This window comes from Streptomyces sp. NPDC058001, assembly GCF_042886315.1.
Classification (GTDB): domain Bacteria; phylum Actinomycetota; class Actinomycetes; order Streptomycetales; family Streptomycetaceae; genus Streptomyces.
The window spans coordinates 14,381-30,283 of record NZ_JBHVQT010000023.1; the positions used below are offsets into that span (position 1 = coordinate 14,381).

The following is a 15,903-nucleotide window of genomic DNA, read 5'->3' on the forward strand; positions in this document are numbered from 1 at the left end:
CGTCGTGAAAGGCAGAGATACGTGACCTCTCCCGTCTCCCCTTCGGATCACGTCACACTGCGTACGGCTCTGCCCGCAGCGCAGTACGCCGCATCCCGGCATGCGGCGTGGCTCGGCGCCGCCGCGATCATCACCGACGAGGTCGGCCGGGTCCTGCTGGTGCACCCCACCTACCGCAAGGACGACTCGTGGCTGCTGCCCGGAGGCGTCGTCGAACCCGGCGAACACCCGCACATCACCTGCCGGCGCGAGATCGCCGAGGAACTGGGCCTGGATCTGCCTCTGTCGGCCGTGCTCGCCGTCCACTCCTTCTCCCCGCACCACCCCGACTTTCAACCCGGCACGCCCTGCCCCGGAGAGGTCCGGTTCGCCTTCGATGGGGGAACCCTCACCCCCGACCAGGTGGAGGCGATCCGCCTGCCGCACGAGGAGCTGTCCGAGTACGCCTTCCTGGAGAGCCGGGACGCGGTGCAGCGGCTGCGCCCCGTGGACGGGCAGATCATGCTCGCCGCCTACCGTGCCCGGCTCGGGAACACCGCCACCGCTCACCTCGCCGACGGCCGGCACATCCTCGACGTCCCGGCGCTGGACCGCCACGACGTGCACGTCCGCTACCGGCCCTTGTGGGACAGCCCTCTCAACCGCGGCCCCGTCCCCGCGCAGCTGCCCGTGCAGCAAGCCTGGGCGTGGTGCTTCGTCCCCGACGGCCGGGTCGTCCTCGTGGCCGACCCCGGCCCGCGGGGCGCGCTGCCGATGCTGCCCGGCGGCACCGTGGAGAGCACCGACGCGACGCCCGAGGACACCCTGCACCGCGAAGCCGCCGAGGAAGCCCAGCTCACCCTGGCCGATCCGGTGCGACTGGGCTGGGTGCTGGACGAGACCGGCGAGGTCTACGGCGGCGTGGGGCCCAACGCCCGGCTGCGCCTGGCCGCCCGGGTCACCGCCATCGGGCCGACGGCCGTCGACCCCGCCACCGGCCACCCCTTCGCCCGCCTGCTCACCACCCCCACCCAGGCAGCCGCCCTGCTGGGCTGGGGCCCGCCCGGCGCGCGGCAAGCCCAGCTCGCAGGGGAAACAGCACGGTATCGGTGGGGCCTGCCCACGGCCCGCGCCGCCTCCATCGAGGAGATCCCGGCGGAGGGGATGCGGCTGAGCTGACCCGAACAACCGCCCCGCCTCGACTCGTCCCGCTCCACGTCCCTCTGAGGTAGCCCCATGCCGTTGTCGCACGACCACATCCGCACCACCGTCGAGACCTACCTCGCTCGCCACCCTCACGAGCGCGAGCAACTCGGCGGCCTCCTGGACGCCCTCGACCGTCCCACCGACATCGCCAGCCGCTCCACCTTCACCGGACACTTCACCTGCGGCGCAATCGTCGTCGACCCGCTCGGCCGCGTCCTGCACGCGCTGCACCTGGCGAGCGGGAAGGTCCTCGCCCCCGGCGGACACACCGAGCCCGCCGACGAGTCCATGGCAGCAGCGGCGCTGCGGGAGCTGCACGAGGAGACCGGGATCCCGCCCCAGGCCGTGGCACCGTGGCCCGGCTACGAGGCCGTGCCGCTCGACATCGACATCCACGACATCGACGCCGACCCGGACAAAGGCGAACCCGGCCACCAGCACTTCGACCTCCGGTTCCTCTTCCGCCTGCACACTGCGACAGATGTGCCGGTGGTGCTGCAGGAAGAAGAGGTCGGCGGCATCGAGTGGCGGCCCGTGGACAGGGTGACCTCCCCGTCCCTGCGCGAGAGGCTGCTCAAGCTCCCGCCGAAGACCGAACCGGATACGGCCAACGCCTCCGCCCTGATCTACAACGACCGCGGCGAGTACCTGCTCCACCTGCGCGACTACTTCCCCGGCCGGATCTGGGAGCCGGGCATGTGGTCCCTGCTGGGCGGCGGCCGAGAGCCCCAGGACGCCACCCTGGAACACACCGTGCGGCGCGAACTGGCCGAGGAAGCCGGCCTCGACATCGCTGATCTCACCCCGTTCGGCACCGAGTACGCCTCCGACGAGGCCGGCGCGACCGTGCCCATCGCCATCTACGCGGGCCGCTGGAACGGCGATCCCCGCGAACTCCACCTGACGGAAGGGGTGATGCTGGCCTGGTTCGCCCCCGACGACCTCCACCGCCTCCGTATCGCAGACACCACCAGCGACCTCGTACGGCGCCACGCCGCCAGCCGCCCCGCCGGCACCGCGCCACAGAGCGGGCTCTCATCCCACGAGGACTGCTGGTCTACCTCCCCGCACGGCACGGTCCTCAACGTCATCGGCGTCCACCTCTACCTGGAGCGGCCCGATGGGACAGTGCTGCTCGGGCTGCGCCACCCCGACTCCGCGTTCGCGCCGTCCACCTGGCACGTCCTGGCCGGCCACTGCGAGCAGGAGAGCGCCATCACCTGCCTGATCAGGGAGGCACGGGAGGAAGCCGGCCTGCACATCGAGCGACCGGACGTCGAACTCGTCCACGTCGTCCACCACATCGACCGCGCCGGGGACCGGCCCCGCATGGGCCTGTTCTTCCGTGCCCGCACCTGGAGCGGCGAGCCGGAACTGCGCGAGCCGGACAAGTGCACCCAGTGGAAGTTCTGGGACCCGGCCGCACTCCCCGACGATCTCGTCCCCTACACCCGGGTGGTCATCGAGGGCATCCGCGTCGGCCGCCTCTACTCCGAAACGGGCTGGGCATGAGCACGGTCGCGTCCACGCACCCGGACCTCCTGCCCGAGGAAGTACGGCAGCTCGCCGAGCAGGCGGTGGGGCACATCGCCGCCTGGACGGACGCCTCCTGGGATCGCGACAGCAGCCGGGTATGGCGGGCCGACGGGGTACAAGAGGGGGTCTGGTACGTCAAGATCCACCAGAACACGCGGTTCCACCAGCGCGAGGTGGACGCGTACTGCAGCTGGGTCCTCAGCCTCGGAACAGCCGCTCCCACCCTCGTGACCGCCGACAGCGCGTTGCGGGCCGTCGTCATCACCGCGGTGCCCGGCCGGCCCCTGCACGGCATCGCACACCCGCCTGAGCAGCAACAGCTCCTCTTCCACCAGATCGGCGCCCTGGCCGCGGACATTCACCGAAGCGCAGCACCGCTCCCCGCTGAGGAAGGAGTGCCCGCACTCGCGAAGGTCGAGCGGCACCTGGAAGCAGCCCGCCCCTACCTGCACCCGCGGGACGAGGAGTTCATCCGCCAGATCGTGGCGCGCGCCGAAGACGTTCCGCCCCTGGACCGCGTGCCGACACACGGGGACTTTCAGCTGCGCAATCTGCTGCTGGACGGCAACGGCAGCCTCGCCGTGATCGACTTCGAACGCAGCGAGCCCGGCCCGGCCATCCGCGACCTGGTCCGCCTTGCGGACGCCTGGGCCACCCAGCCGGGCCTTCACGACGCCTTCATGTCCGGCTACGGCCGCGCACTCACCCCAGCCGAGGACGAACGCTTCGTCGTCGACTCCACACTCGACGCCCTCTCCGGAATCCAGTACGGCGCCACCCACGCCGACGCGGAAACACAGGAGCGCGGCCACCGCACCCTGGCGCGCCTGCGATCCCAAGGTCGCAACGGACGGACCACATCGAACGGAGGCACGCGTGCCTGACGACACCCAACAGGCGATCCCAGCCGTCCCGAGTCCGGCGACCGGAGGTGAACCACCAGAGCACCACATGCACTTGCTCGGGCGGTACTACCGCCAAGTGGAAGCAGGCCGCAAAACGATCGAAGTGCGGGCGGCCACCCCGCAGAAGCGCGCCGTCGCAGTCGGTGACACGGTCGTCTTCCACGACCGGGACACCGGGCGGGAACTCGACGTCATCGTGCAGCGGATCACCCCGTACCCCTCCTTCGAGGACCTGCTCAGCTCGGAGGACGCCGCACGCATCGACCCGGACGGGCCGCCCGGAGACCTGCTTGCCAACCTCCGCAGCATCTACCCGCCGGCCAAGGAAGCCCTCGGCGCTCTCGCCCTCGCGTTCGACCACCGCCCTGCACGGCCGGGCCGCCCCACGCCGATGACGCCCGCGCAGTACGCGCAGACCGTCCCCCACCACACGGTGTACGGCTGCCTCTACATCCGCGACGCGAACGACCGGCCGGTCCAGCTCCGCTCGGTCTACGGCTTGAGACTCTGGCAGTTCCCGGGCGGCAACTTGGACACCGCAGGCGAGGACCCGCTGCAGACCGCACGGCGAGAGGCGGTCGAGGAGACGAGCCTCGAACTCGGTCTGGACACGCCGAAGCTGCTCCTGACGCACTTCCTGCACGCCGGGCCGCGCCAGCCGCTGAACAAGGTGGGGCTCATCTTCGGCGCAGGCCGGCTGACCGCCAGTCAGCTCGGCCGGATCCGCCTCGATCCCGCCGAGCACGACATGTGGGCCGTCCACGACCTCGCGACCTGGCAGGAGCTGATGGCACCGCGCGCCTTCGCCCGCCTCGACGCCAACGAACGAGCCCAACGCGGCGAGGGCCCCGCCTACCTGATCACGCACACCTGATCCCCAGCACCCCCACCCAGGAGGCAACCGTGCCCGCCGAGGACACCAACACCAGGGCCTGGCAGATCTACGGCCAGCGCCAACTGGCCCGCGCCTACACCCCGCCGATCCCCGACCGGCTCGGCTGGGCGTCACCAACGTCGAACCCGATCCCGACCTGCCCACCGTCTCGCACGACGATCGGCACACACCAGCCGCCGACCGGCGCAGACAGCGCGTCCTGGACCTCCTTCACGCAGAACCCGACCGCCAGTGGCACACCCGCGCCCTCGCCCGCCACCTCGGCGACATCACCCTCAGCACGATGTACCGACAGCTCGACAGATGGGCCGTAAACGGACTCATCACCAAGACCGGCCGCGCCACCTACAGCAGCCCGAGAACTCGCTCAACCCTCATGCCACCAGCGGAAATACGCTAACTACCGGCCTTGGGTCAAGGCCCCGTCCAGGCAGGGACGGGTCATCGGCGACGCACCCAGAACTACCCTGTCATCGGCGACACCGCCGACCCCTCTCCAAGAGCATCCACTCAACACACGCGACCTCGTGTCGCACCTTCACCTGGAGAGTGCTTCTTTCATGCGACGGCCTGGACCTTGGACAAGCTCATCGTTGCAGGTCAGGAGCGCTCTTCACGATTCTGATCACCCACCCGACGCCCTGCCACGTGAAAGCGCGAGGCTAGTGCGACGTCGAAGTCGGCCGCCCCAACCTTCGCCGGGGTCCCCCTGTCCGCCAGCCCGTCACGAGGCACAGACCACGTCAAGATAGATCCGCACCTCGTCGGTACGCAGCTCTTGAACGTCGACCGTAATGGCGTTGTCGCACCCGCCGATCCTGTTCACGTAGGTGCCGCTTTCGACTTGGACTCCACGTGGGATCTTCTGCCAGTCCCTCTCCAGCAAGGATCCCTCCACCTTTTCCAGGATCAGGTCGGGCCCGGCTCCATCAAGAAATGCTTTCAATCCATTTCTGGAGGTGTCGAACTGCAACTCTCCAGCGCTGCCGGACCAGCTCTCCTGTTCGCAGTAGCGCAGGTTCTCTGCCTCAGCGGGAATCGAGAGGCCGTAGACTCGCCGAATCTCCTTGAGGCTTCGTCCACCGGTGCAGCCTTCGTACATCCGTGGGTCATTCTGCCTCGCGGGCTCGGTGCCCACCCCTGCACGAGCAGTAGCGCAGCCCCAGCACGAGAATGCGAGGAGCCCAGGGAGAACGAACCCAGAGGCCACTCTCCGTCCGCTAGGAAACTTTTTCATGTCGTCCCCTTCCCTATCGGCTAAAAATCGTGCAGCGAACTGGTGCCGAGCATGTCGTACTCTTGCGCGTACCCATGTTCAGGGAGATCCAGGAATTATCCCAGATCGATCGTCAACCCGGTGTACGGAATATCTACCGTCTTCCCCCTGTCGAAGTTCCAGTTCTTAAATATCTTCACACGATAGGTGGTGGTGACTCGATCATCCGCCCCGACCGAGACCGAGGCATTGATTCGGTACTTCGCCTGACCAATGGCGTTCTTGGCGTCAAGTCCCTTGAAGCCACCCGGAAGCCACCCACTGTCCGCGCCGAACGAGCATGCCCTGCTTCCCTCGCAACGGTTGGCCGCTTCCAATCCCCAGCCCCTTAGCTGTTGCTTGATGCGACCTCGCATCCCCTTGTCGTTCAACAGGTCGTCCACAGTGGCCGCGTCGAGGACGTAATCGTCCCCGCTGGCCCCGCGATAGTGGTTCCACAGGCCACAGGACAGCTCAAGGTTGGCAGCGCATGCCCCTTTCGTCAGGTCATCATACAGAGCGATCTTCTGTGAAATCGAAGGGCTGAAGTAGTCCCACAGACTCCACTTGGACTTGTACGGTGCACCCTTGTGTGGCGTGCCCGCTTTGCCACTGCCTAATAGGACTCCGTCAGGTCTTCCTGTTAGTTCTGATCACGAGCATGTTGGGTGTGGACGCATATGAAGTGAATCGTGTTCGGGCGAAGTTGGCGTTGTTCGTGGCAGATGTGTTCGCGTCGGTGCCGCGCAAGGACCAGCGCGCGAAGGGCAACTGCTATCTGCGGGGACTGATGCTAAACGGCCGCCGCAAGTCGATCCAGGCGATGGCCTCGCGGCTGCCGGACGGTAACGAACAGAATCTGCAGCAGTTCGTGAACCAGTCCACCTGGAATCCGGTTCCGGTACAGCGCCGGATCAACGAACGCCTGCTGCCGCTGGTCAACCCGGCGGCCTGGGTGATCGACGACGTGTCGCTGCCCAAAGACGGACAGATGTCGGTCGCCGTGGCCGCGCAATACTGCGGAGCCCTGGGCAAACGCGCCAACTGCCAGGTCGCCGTCAGTGTCCACGCTGCGAGTGACACCGCCTCATGCCCGCTGCAGTGGCGGCTCTTCCTGCCCTCGGAATGGGCCACGGACAGCGACCGCCGGGCCAGATGCCGGGTCCCACCCGATCTCGCCCACCGGGAGAAGTGGCGTCTGGCCCTGGACATGCTCGACAACCTCGCCGCCTGGGGCATGACACCGCCGGCCGTGGTGGCCGATGCCGCCTACGGCACCAACGCGTACTTCCGGTCCGCTCTGTCCGCCCGCCAGATCGGCTATGTGCTGGCCATCCGGGCGGATGTGACCACCCACCCGTTCGACGCGAAGCCCGTGGCCCCGGCGCGCAAGGGGCCGGTCGGCTGCTGGCCCCAGCCCCGCTACCGCCACCCCGCGCCCTCAGCTCTTGCCGCCGGTCTCGGGTAGGGCTCATTCACCTCCCTGACCTGGCGGAACGGCTCGCGGGGGGAGTTACGTTCCCGCTTCGCCGCCGTGCGCGTCCGGCCGGCAGGCAAGGCCGTTGAGCGTCCGATCAAAGCCGCTGCCTCGGCTGAACAGGGCTGGTGGGACGGGGTCCTGCCCGATTGCTGGCTGCTGATCGAATGGCCCGCCGATGCCGAGGCGCCGACCGACTACTGGCTCTCCAACCTGCCGGCCAACACTCCGATCGCCGACCTGGTGCGTCTGGCCAAGGTCCGCTGGCGCATCGAGCACGACTACCGCGAACTCAAACACGGCCTGGGCCTGGACCACTTCGAAGGCCGCTCCTGGCAGCGCTGGCACCACCACGTCACCCTCGTGACCGCCGCCCACGCCTTCCTCACCGAACAGCGCCTGTCCCCAAAAGTCCCCACGTGTGGACGTTCGCGTAATTCCCCAGCCTGAACGGCACGGTATGGGCCAGGTACATCGCGGAGCCGACTCCTTCGTCTCCATGCGGGCGGCGGAGGTGCTCCGTGCTCCCCACGGACGCCAGGGTCCTCGGGCCGCTCGATAGCCGCCGACCATCAGGGCTGGTCAGGGCGGTCAAGGGTGGGCGAAGGCCCAGCGCGGAGCGCCGCCGAAGGCGCCCTTGAGGGCACTGTCCAGCCCCACACTCAGCAGTCGGGCGGCCCGTCACCAGCCGCAACCAACTGGGGAATTACGTGGAGCCGAAGGTGCCGCCGATGGGGAATTGCATGAACGCTCACACCGCGCCAGCCTCACTCTCTATCAGGTCCTCGACACCCTCCAGAACACTCTGAGGTGCTGGACCGGCATCTGCACCACCTGCCACCAACCCCTGCCCAGCAGGACTCCCACAACACCAAGATCAAGACAGACCTAACGGAGTCCTATTAGCGCCGGTTTTCGGTCGGATGTTCCTGGGCATTCTCAACGACCGCTCGGTGCGGGGCGCGGGCACGACAGCGAGCGCCGGTCCCTGCTTCCCCGCGCGCCAGCGAGTTCGGGAGCGAAGGCCGCCCACCACTCCCGAAGCGTCGCGCCGACGGTCGGGAACACGCACGCCCGCTCGGTGACCATCGAACCGCTCACCGCTCCGAGTGCCATCTGCTCGCGCCCGTCGCGCCGCACCGTCGTGACGATGCGCGTCATTTTCGCCTTCTGGCTGCCGCCGTTCCTGCGCGCGGCCTCCCTCACGGTCCGCAGTGCGACTCGGGCCAGGTCGACGCCGGACACCTCGCCGCCGCTCATGCCTGCCCCCACGGGGTGTGGCCGATGTCCAGGTGCCCGAGGCCGGACATGCGCTGCGCGGTCGCGGCGAATGCCCGGGTGAACAGGCGCTGTGCCGACTGCTCGCCCTGCTCGCCGTACTCCTCGATGTGGTCGTGGACGACCTGATGGTCGGCGGCGCGGGTGCGCCAGTTCAGCTCATGCGTTGTTCCGCCAGATCCATCCAGTTCTCCACCTCGGCCGGGCTGAAGTGCCTGATGGCCCAATCGACCATGCGAAGGCTCATGTGCGCCCACGCGGGCCGCAGAACCTCTTCAGGGACTGAGTCGATGATGGCATCGAGACGTTCCGTCACTCCTGGGCCGGTCTCCGCCGCGTGTACGCCAAAACGCAGCGTGACCAAATCGAATCGACGATCACCGCGGCTCGCGCCGTCCCAGTCGACGACTCCTGTGACCAGCCTCCCGGCCGTCAGCATGTTCCCCGGATGGAAATCCTGGTGCACCGCGTCATCACCGGCCAACCGAGCGGGATGATCCGCGCCGACAGCGGCGATCCACCGTTCCAGCGCCGCACTGCGGCGATTGTGCCGACGCAGCGGCTCGTGCAGGCAGTAGCCGACACCATCGTCACGCAAATAAAGTTCCATAGCGGGAACTTCGGCCCGGCCGACAAGCCGATCGGCCTGCAACTGGTTGAGATGAAGTATCTGGTCCAGCTCACTCTGGCCGAGGTGTTCAATCTTCCTCCCCGGCAGCAACTCCTGCACCACGACCACCGCATCGCCGACCTGGGCGACCAACTCCGCAGCCGGAGCGGGATAGCCCGCCAGCCGTAGCACCTCGGTAACGACAAGCGGCCCTGCCCGCATCTCTTCGACCGAGCCATGCGGCCGCCACTTCAGAACGGACCGGTGACCGTCCGCCCAGCGCACGTACGCCGCACCCACCTGTCCGCCCGGACAGGCACCCTCCAGAGTCAAGGAAACACCGGTCTGCACGCGAAGGGCGTCGACTACGCGGGCGGCATCGAGCCGCTCAACACGTGCCCAACTTGAAGAGGAAGAACTCACTGCGCCCATTATCCGCTGCCCACCTCGCGGCCGTCACCACCCCGCGAAACTCACGAACCCGAACTCACTTCGCTTGTTCTCTAACCCCGGGCTTGCTGGTCGTTGAGCAACTGTGAGACGCGCTGGGGTGAGACTCCCAAGACGTGCGCGATGTCCCTGCCGGTCAGGCCGTGCTCGTTGAGCGCTGCCGCTGTGCGCCGTAGCTCTGCTGCGGCCGCCACTTGCGCCTTGTGCGCATCGACGGTGGCCTGCGTCGACACCGTGACGCGTTGGTTGAGTTCATCGCCTAGATCGATCTTTAGTACGGCCCCCTGTTCGGCTCCGGGCACTTTGGCTGCCTCCATCAGGATGCGTCCGTGCTCAATCGCACCGTCCAGGCGTCGTACGTAGGTCGGTTCCACCCCATCCATGTGCAGCACCCAACCGTCGCCTGCTCGACACGCGACGATCCGGGGTGGTTCCACAATCTGACCAGCATCCACAGCAACTCCTCGCGACAGAACGAGAGTTACGAATCTAGCCCCTCTAGATGAATATATCCACGGGGTCTAGATAGCTGTTGGGTTGCGGAGTTCCTGTTCAAGCAGACGCTGGGCGGGACTCGCCCCAAGCTGCGGGAACCCGAGGCAGCCGACCAGCGGACCTGTCCAATCATCGCCGCCTACACCCAGCTCCGACTCGACCTCACGCTGGCGCGGCGCCACTCCGTGGGGCAGGTGCGCTTGTTGAAGATGGCTGACCCGACGTTACAGACAACAAGTCCCGCAGCGGTGACGCTGGGTGTCCAACCGGTGTGGGTCAGGGGGACGGACCATGCGGCGAGTGGATGAACTGTGGGAGCGGACTGTCTGGAAGAGCGATCCGCACACGCAGGTCAAACACCTCGTGTACCGGCACTACCTGCAGTGCTGGATGGGCAAGATCCTCCAGACGTTCCCCGAGGCCACGGTTGTGGACGCCTTCGCGGGCCCAGGCGTCTACGCCGACGGCCCGCCCGGCTCCCCCATCGTGGTCGCCAAGACCTTCCTCGAGCACACGGCGTACCGGCGCTTCAACAAGCTCAACCTGGTCTGTCTCGAAGAGCGGCAGGTCAACTTCGGCACGGACACTCGCCTCGACCTTGCTGCGGTCAGACTTTCGGAGTTCCGACGGACGCCGCCGACCAGCAGTCGTCTGAGCGTGCGTGAAGCGTGGGCGAGGTCAGAAGGAGCGGTGGGAGGGAGAAGAAAACCAGATGGTCCACCTCCCTCCCGTAAACGTCATGTCGCTACATTCGCACTGTCCTGTGAGGCGTCTTCGTTGGAGTACGGCTTCACGACGCCCCGCCCACGCGTGCGGTCTATCTCGCGCCATTCGGGCCGCAGTCCGGCCAGATTCGTGGTGAGGAAGTACGCGGCGCCGCAGGCGAGCAGCACCGGCACGAGTCCGATAACGGTCACCGCCGCCCCGGCGAGCAGCCCGCCGAGAGGGATGCCTGACCAGGCCAGCGAGTCACCGAGCGCGTTGACCCGGCCCAGCATCCGGCGCGGCACCCGCTCGACGAGGACGGCCCCCAGCACTGGGTTGACGAAGCCGGCACCGAACCCACTGACCGCGAAGACGGCCAGTACCACCCCCAGCGGGGCATCAAAGGCAAGGATCAGGAACCTCGGTGCCCCGGCCAGCAGGAACCCGGTGAGAACGACCATCCGTCGCCGCAGCCGGTGAGCGACCACCGCGGCGATCAGGCTCCCGCCGACCGCCGCGGCCCCCATTACGCTGCCCAGCAGGCCGATCGCGGTCGGCCCGTTGCCGGACTCCCTGGCCCAGACGGGTACGAGTACCGAGGTGAACGCCGCGTCCAGCAGGTTGGTGATGCCGACCATGACGATGAGGGTGAGCAGCAGCGGCTGGCCGCGCAGGAAGGTGAAGCCCTCGCCGAACCGCCGCCAGTAACCTGGTCCCGTCTCCCCGGCCTGCGAGGGGGCTTCCTCAGCCGCGTGCCCCATGCCGCGAGGCAGTGCGAGTTTGATGATCACCGATCCGAGGGCGAAGCAGCCCGCGTTGACGGCGAGCCCTGTCAGGGGACCGAGCAGCGCCACCAGAGATCCGCCGACCGCCAGGCCGACAGTGGAGGCGAGCCGCTCGATCACGCCGGATAGACCGGTGGCCCGCTCCAGCGGCACCCGGCCGCGCTCGGCCGCCTCCGGGACCATCACCTCCTTGGCCAGGTCGCCGGGTCCCCGGGCCGCGCCAATCAGCGCGACCAGAACCAGCAGAAGGGGTAAGGACAGCAGGTCCAGGGTGTGGAGCAGGGGAACCGCGGCGGCGGCGGTCGCGCTGACCAGATCGGTGGTCCAGGAAACGGCCCGCGGGCCGATCCGGTCCACCAGCGGTCCGGTGAACGCCTTGACCATCACGTAGGGAGCCATCTCGCAAAAGGCGACCAGTCCGGTCTGGGTGGCGCTGCCGGTTGCGACGAGGACGAACCAGGGCAGTGCCACGACGGAGATCTGAGTGCCGGTCAGCGACACGGCCATGGCCGCCAGCACCCCGCCCAGCGGCCGTAAGGACCACTTGCCGGGTATGCCGCCGGCCTCCGAGGCGTCGGCGGTCATAACGTCGGGCTTCCTTCCGCTTCCTGAGTGCCGTAAGGGAGCGACGACGCGGCGGGTGCATCCAGTTCGGGCAGGATGTGCGTGATAACGCAAACCCGCTCGGCCCCCTTCGGGGCGCTGGCCGCCGCATCTGGAGTATCTCTCCTGTAGAGGGCGATGACGGCCCTCAACTCCTGCCGCAGGGAGATGGCTTCCTCAGGGGTGAGCCGCAGGGGCCAGTCGCTCATGTCGAAGGTGCCCCGCCACGCATGAGGCAGCGTCTGCAGCTCGTTCAGCGTCTGCTGAGTGCGCAAGGTGTAGGTGGCTGCGACTGACTGCAGATACGCCAGTGCGGCCTCGGGCTCCCGATCGGCCAGCTCCCGGTCGTTGAGCTCCGTTGTCTGATGGACCGAACGCCACCAGCGCTCTCGTGCGTTGCCACGTTCCGCGTCCTCCTCGACGAAACCCGCCGCACCGAGTTGGCGCAGGTGGTAGCTGGCCGTCCCCGAATTCACGCCCAGCCGCTCCGCGAGGCGGGTGGCCGTCGATGGGCCGTACTTCCGCAGCAACCTGACCAACTGCACCCGCAGCGGATGCGCGAGGGCACGCAGCCCCCTGGCATCCAGGACAACTGAGTTCTCTTCGGTGGAGTCATCGGGGCCCTCCATTGCATCAGTCATACGGCATACGGTCCAGCCCGCGTTGCGGGGGTGCTGCTGCTCATCGATCGACCGATTGATGCGCAAGATCGGCAAGTGGCGGCGTACGGCCGGATCGGCGCCGGATCATGCCGATGAAACGGTGTTACGTAGACGTCGATGCACTCAAGAACTTGAGCAGCACCGTTTTGTACGATCTGGCAGGTGCAGCAGCCTCCCGACGAGGCCACACCGATCTCCTCGCTCCCGTTCCGGCCGTACGGACCGGCGGCCTCGTGAGATACGCATGCGTGTCCACCAAGGGGCAACTGCTCGACCGGCGGGTCCGCGGACTCACCGAAGCAGGGTGCATCCGGATCTTCTCCGACAAGAACCGCTCGGAGACCGCGTCGGGTTCCCGTACCTCTGTGATCGGCAGGTAGGCGCGCACGTTGCCGGCCCGGTCGACGACCTTGCTTCCGTATCTCCAGCGGTTCCCGGTCTTGCGGTTGATTCCCGCCTCTCGGCGCGCGGCCGAATTGCTCATCCCCTGCGCCATGAGGCGAAGGTATTGATCACGCAGCTGACCGCCCAGCTCGACGAACTCGGCCGGGCCGCCGACGAAGTCCAGATCACCCGCAAGACGCTGCTGGCGCTGCCGGACCCGCAACCGCCCGCGCCGCCGGCACTGAAACTGCCGGACCATCCGGCCTACCAGCAGATCATGGCGGTGTTCACCGTAGCCGACCATCCGCTGCGTGCGCGGCAGGTGTGCGAGTCGATGGACCTGGAAATCGCACCCAACAACATCAACAACGTCCGCCTCAAGCTCAAGCGGCTGGCCGACCGCGGAATCCTGGCCGAAACCGAGCCAGGACTGTTCACCAGGCCACGACCGCAATCGCCTGGAGTTCAGCCCTGACCAGCACGCCTACTCGAGGTCCATGGTCGAGTCGGCCGATGCCTCACGGCCCATCGCCTCGGACGGCGCGGTCTTGATGCAGCCCGGAGCCCAGCCGAGGAGTTCCTCGAAGCTTCGGGCAACGGTCGGGGTGGGCAGGTCCCCACGGCCGCGTTCGAAGGTCCTGATGGTCGCCTCACTCAGCCAGGTGCGGCGCGCGAGTTCACGCTCCGAGATGCCTTCGGCCTCACGGAACTCGATGAGGGCTCTCGCCAGCCGTGTCGAATCCTCTCCACTCATGACCGCAGTATGTCGCCGAGCCCGGGCCGGGATGGCCCTCTTGCTCGGTCCCATGCCAGGGCGCCGGGCCGCGGCAACACGCCCGCCAGGCCGAATCCCAGTCGATTTGTTCGTCCTCGCCATGCAACCGGTACTCGTTAACCGCCCTGATCTGCACGCCAAACCCATAGCAGAATCAGATGTAAGGCAAAAACTCGCATACCGCCCTCTCCGAGTCTTCTGCTCCGTCAGCCGGACTCTGCCGCTCGCTTCCGCCGGGTACGGGCCATGCTGGAATTCCATTCCTGAGATATCTCACGATGCCATCGCTCAGCGCCCGGAGTGCCTGGTCGGCGCGCCTGCTCTGACGAGCGGGCAGCATGTGAAGTGCCTCCCCGGCTTCAAAGAAGCCGTATCCCGATAGCTCAGCGTCCCTGGGTGCCAATTGCTCGATCTGCGTTGCAGACAGTTCCCCTCCGTCAAACACGAACGCGAGGAGATCATCCCAAGGGCCGTGTGGTGCCACCCAGTCCAGACACAGCAGGCCCTGAATACCGACGTCACCGAGTCCTAGCTCCTCGTCGAGTTCGCGGTAGACGGTGATCAGCGGCTCTTCGTTGCCTTCGGACATACCGCCCGGAAGATCCCAGCCAGCTTTGTATGTGGGGCGCACCAGCAGTAGTTGGCCTTGGTGATCGCGGATCAGCGCATCTGCGGCCACGCGCTTCCGGGCCTGCCTGGCATTGCCCTCGGCGAGGTACGCGTCATGTCCGGGGTCTCCCGGATCGGTCGCATCACTCACACCTGGGGCCCTTCTGCGGCAGTGAGGCTGGCAAGAAGCAATCTACGATGCCGAGCCACGCCGGTCAGACGGTCAAGCATCTCTTTGACCGGTCTCGACGAGCTGGCGTATGGCTCAAGTACCGTCTGAAGATCAACAAGATCCCGGCTGACGCGGACGGACCCCAGTGACTGGCAGGCTGCCAGCAGGTCGTGGGTGACTACGCATGCGGCCTCCAGCTGACCTTGAGCGATCAAGCTCCGGGCGAGGGTGATCTGTCTGAGAGCACGGCTACGAGCCCTGCTGGCATCGCGGAGTTCCAGCGCGCGGGTGGCTTCCTCGGTGGCCGCTGGGAACATCCGTAGGTCGAAGAGGATCGAGGCGGCTTCGCTCGCGAGTGCCGCGTCATCGAAGGGCGCCACCCAGTTCAGGACAGACGCCGTGTCGGCAGCCGCCAGTTCCGCTCGGGCCGAGTCCAGGGAGTGCTGTGCCTGTTTGGCGTAGCCGAGACGTGCGAGGGACCGGGCTTTCATGGCGTGGAGTCGAGCGGAGAGGACCGGTACGGACTCGGTGGCACGCAGCCGTGCCAGCCCGCTGCGGGCCAAGTCGAGTGCCTGGTCGGCGTGGCCTTCTTGGAGGGCCAGGTGGCTCATGCCGGCCTCCACGTTGGCTGCAACGGATGGGTCGGCAGCCGCTTGGCCGAAGCTCAGGGCGCTGGTGAAGTGGCCCTGTGCAACGTCGTCACGCCCTGAGTCGTGGGCCATCCAGCCGGCCATTTCTGTCAGCACCGCAGCGTCGCGGAACGCCTCCGCGCCTTGGACGCTCCCGAGTCCGATGAGGCTGCTGGCCACCTCGGTGCGTAGGTAGGCCAGAAGCGAGGGGTAGACGTGGCCGCCGCCGAGTTGTCGGTCGGCCAGCCGGAAGGACGTCATCGCGTCGAGATGGGGCGACAGCGCCTCCCTTCGGTCTTGCAGGGGTGGCGAGGGGCGTGGCGGGCAGCGCCGCGCCGCAAGCACCGGTTGCAGCTGGGCGTCCTCTGGATAGTGGGCGGCGGCGGTGAGGTTCTTGGTGAGGTGCGGTTCCAGGTCCGCGGCGGCCGACGGGACGATCTCGTCCGCTCGGAAGCAGGCGGCGCGCCGCGCGTCCGACAACTCGGCCAGCAAC

The 15,903-nt window shown here is 67.5% G+C and carries 17 protein-coding genes and 1 pseudogene; 7 read left to right on the forward strand and 11 right to left on the reverse strand.

The features are described 5' to 3' along the window. Nucleotides 1–21 precede the first annotated feature (21 nt). The 5 genes from ACFVT5_RS40470 to ACFVT5_RS40490 are packed head-to-tail and all read left to right on the forward strand — an operon-like array spanning nt 22 to nt 4,835. Nucleotides 22–1,158 (forward strand): NUDIX domain-containing protein, encoded by a 1,137-nt coding sequence (locus ACFVT5_RS40470; RefSeq protein ID WP_389898977.1) that lies wholly within the window; start codon nt 22–24, stop codon nt 1,156–1,158. 57 nt (nt 1,159–1,215) lie between these two features. Further along, nucleotides 1,216–2,697, forward strand: a complete 1,482-nt coding sequence (locus ACFVT5_RS40475; protein WP_389898979.1) for an NUDIX domain-containing protein — start codon at nt 1,216–1,218, stop codon at nt 2,695–2,697. Then, on the forward strand, nt 2,694–3,605 hold the full coding sequence (locus tag ACFVT5_RS40480; RefSeq protein WP_389898981.1) for a phosphotransferase enzyme family protein: 912 nt from the start codon (nt 2,694–2,696) through the stop codon (nt 3,603–3,605). Before ACFVT5_RS40475 ends, ACFVT5_RS40480 begins: the two co-directional genes overlap by 4 nt. Beyond that, entirely contained in the window at nt 3,598–4,500 is a 903-nt protein-coding gene (locus tag ACFVT5_RS40485) for an NUDIX domain-containing protein (RefSeq protein WP_389898982.1), read from the forward strand. Before ACFVT5_RS40480 ends, ACFVT5_RS40485 begins: the two co-directional genes overlap by 8 nt. A gap of 29 nt (nt 4,501–4,529) precedes the next feature. After that, nucleotides 4,530–4,835, forward strand: a complete 306-nt coding sequence (locus ACFVT5_RS40490) for a hypothetical protein (RefSeq protein WP_389898984.1) — start codon at nt 4,530–4,532, stop codon at nt 4,833–4,835. 410 nt (nt 4,836–5,245) lie between these two features. On the opposite strand, the gene ACFVT5_RS40495 is transcribed toward ACFVT5_RS40490, so the two are convergent. Together ACFVT5_RS40495 and ACFVT5_RS40500 are read right to left on the reverse strand one after the other, a co-directional pair. After that, entirely contained in the window at nt 5,246–5,659 is a 414-nt protein-coding gene (locus ACFVT5_RS40495) for a hypothetical protein (protein WP_389898986.1), read from the reverse strand. 194 nt (nt 5,660–5,853) lie between these two features. Further along, nucleotides 5,854–6,180, reverse strand: coding sequence for a hypothetical protein (locus ACFVT5_RS40500; RefSeq protein ID WP_389898988.1), 327 nt, complete (start codon nt 6,178–6,180; stop codon nt 5,854–5,856). A gap of 266 nt (nt 6,181–6,446) precedes the next feature. Here ACFVT5_RS40500 and ACFVT5_RS40505 point away from each other — a divergent pair. Then, a pseudogene (locus tag ACFVT5_RS40505) lies at nt 6,447–7,703 on the forward strand (IS701 family transposase). A gap of 489 nt (nt 7,704–8,192) precedes the next feature. Here ACFVT5_RS40505 and ACFVT5_RS40510 read toward each other — a convergent pair. From ACFVT5_RS40510 to ACFVT5_RS40535, 6 genes are all read right to left on the reverse strand, one after another. Further along, a complete protein-coding gene (locus tag ACFVT5_RS40510; RefSeq protein WP_389898990.1) occupies nt 8,193–8,513 on the reverse strand; it encodes a hypothetical protein in 321 nt (106 codons plus the stop codon). After that, the gene (locus ACFVT5_RS40515; RefSeq protein WP_389899119.1) at nt 8,510–8,758 is read right to left on the reverse strand and encodes a hypothetical protein; all 249 of its coding nucleotides are present in this window, start codon (nt 8,756–8,758) and stop codon (nt 8,510–8,512) included. Before ACFVT5_RS40515 ends, ACFVT5_RS40510 begins: the two co-directional genes overlap by 4 nt. Then, nucleotides 8,686–9,573, reverse strand: coding sequence for a phosphotransferase (locus tag ACFVT5_RS40520; protein ID WP_389898992.1), 888 nt, complete (start codon nt 9,571–9,573; stop codon nt 8,686–8,688). The genes ACFVT5_RS40515 and ACFVT5_RS40520 overlap by 73 nt, the downstream gene beginning before the upstream one ends. A 71-nt stretch (nt 9,574–9,644) precedes the next feature. Then, entirely contained in the window at nt 9,645–10,046 is a 402-nt protein-coding gene (locus tag ACFVT5_RS40525) for a hypothetical protein (protein WP_389898994.1), read from the reverse strand. A gap of 777 nt (nt 10,047–10,823) precedes the next feature. Beyond that, the gene (locus ACFVT5_RS40530) at nt 10,824–12,161 is read right to left on the reverse strand and encodes an MFS transporter (protein ID WP_389898997.1); all 1,338 of its coding nucleotides are present in this window, start codon (nt 12,159–12,161) and stop codon (nt 10,824–10,826) included. Then, nucleotides 12,158–12,820: an ArsR/SmtB family transcription factor gene (locus ACFVT5_RS40535; RefSeq protein WP_389898999.1), complete on the reverse strand. Its 663-nt coding sequence runs from the start codon at nt 12,818–12,820 to the stop codon at nt 12,158–12,160. Before ACFVT5_RS40535 ends, ACFVT5_RS40530 begins: the two co-directional genes overlap by 4 nt. Before the next feature lie 529 nt (nt 12,821–13,349). Between ACFVT5_RS40535 and ACFVT5_RS40540 the strand changes: the two genes are divergently transcribed. Continuing rightward, the gene (locus ACFVT5_RS40540; protein WP_389899002.1) at nt 13,350–13,700 is read left to right on the forward strand and encodes a hypothetical protein; all 351 of its coding nucleotides are present in this window, start codon (nt 13,350–13,352) and stop codon (nt 13,698–13,700) included. Nucleotides 13,701–13,709: 9 nt separating this feature from the next. On the opposite strand, the gene ACFVT5_RS40545 is transcribed toward ACFVT5_RS40540, so the two are convergent. From ACFVT5_RS40545 to ACFVT5_RS40555, 3 genes are all read right to left on the reverse strand, one after another. After that, the gene (locus ACFVT5_RS40545) at nt 13,710–13,979 is read right to left on the reverse strand and encodes a multiprotein-bridging factor 1 family protein (RefSeq protein WP_389899004.1); all 270 of its coding nucleotides are present in this window, start codon (nt 13,977–13,979) and stop codon (nt 13,710–13,712) included. Between the two features lie 175 nt (nt 13,980–14,154). After that, nucleotides 14,155–14,760 (reverse strand): NUDIX domain-containing protein, encoded by a 606-nt coding sequence (locus ACFVT5_RS40550; protein WP_389899006.1) that lies wholly within the window; start codon nt 14,758–14,760, stop codon nt 14,155–14,157. Continuing rightward, nucleotides 14,757–15,902: a hypothetical protein gene (locus ACFVT5_RS40555; RefSeq protein ID WP_389899008.1), complete on the reverse strand. Its 1,146-nt coding sequence runs from the start codon at nt 15,900–15,902 to the stop codon at nt 14,757–14,759. Before ACFVT5_RS40555 ends, ACFVT5_RS40550 begins: the two co-directional genes overlap by 4 nt. Nucleotide 15,903: the final 1 nt, after the last annotated feature.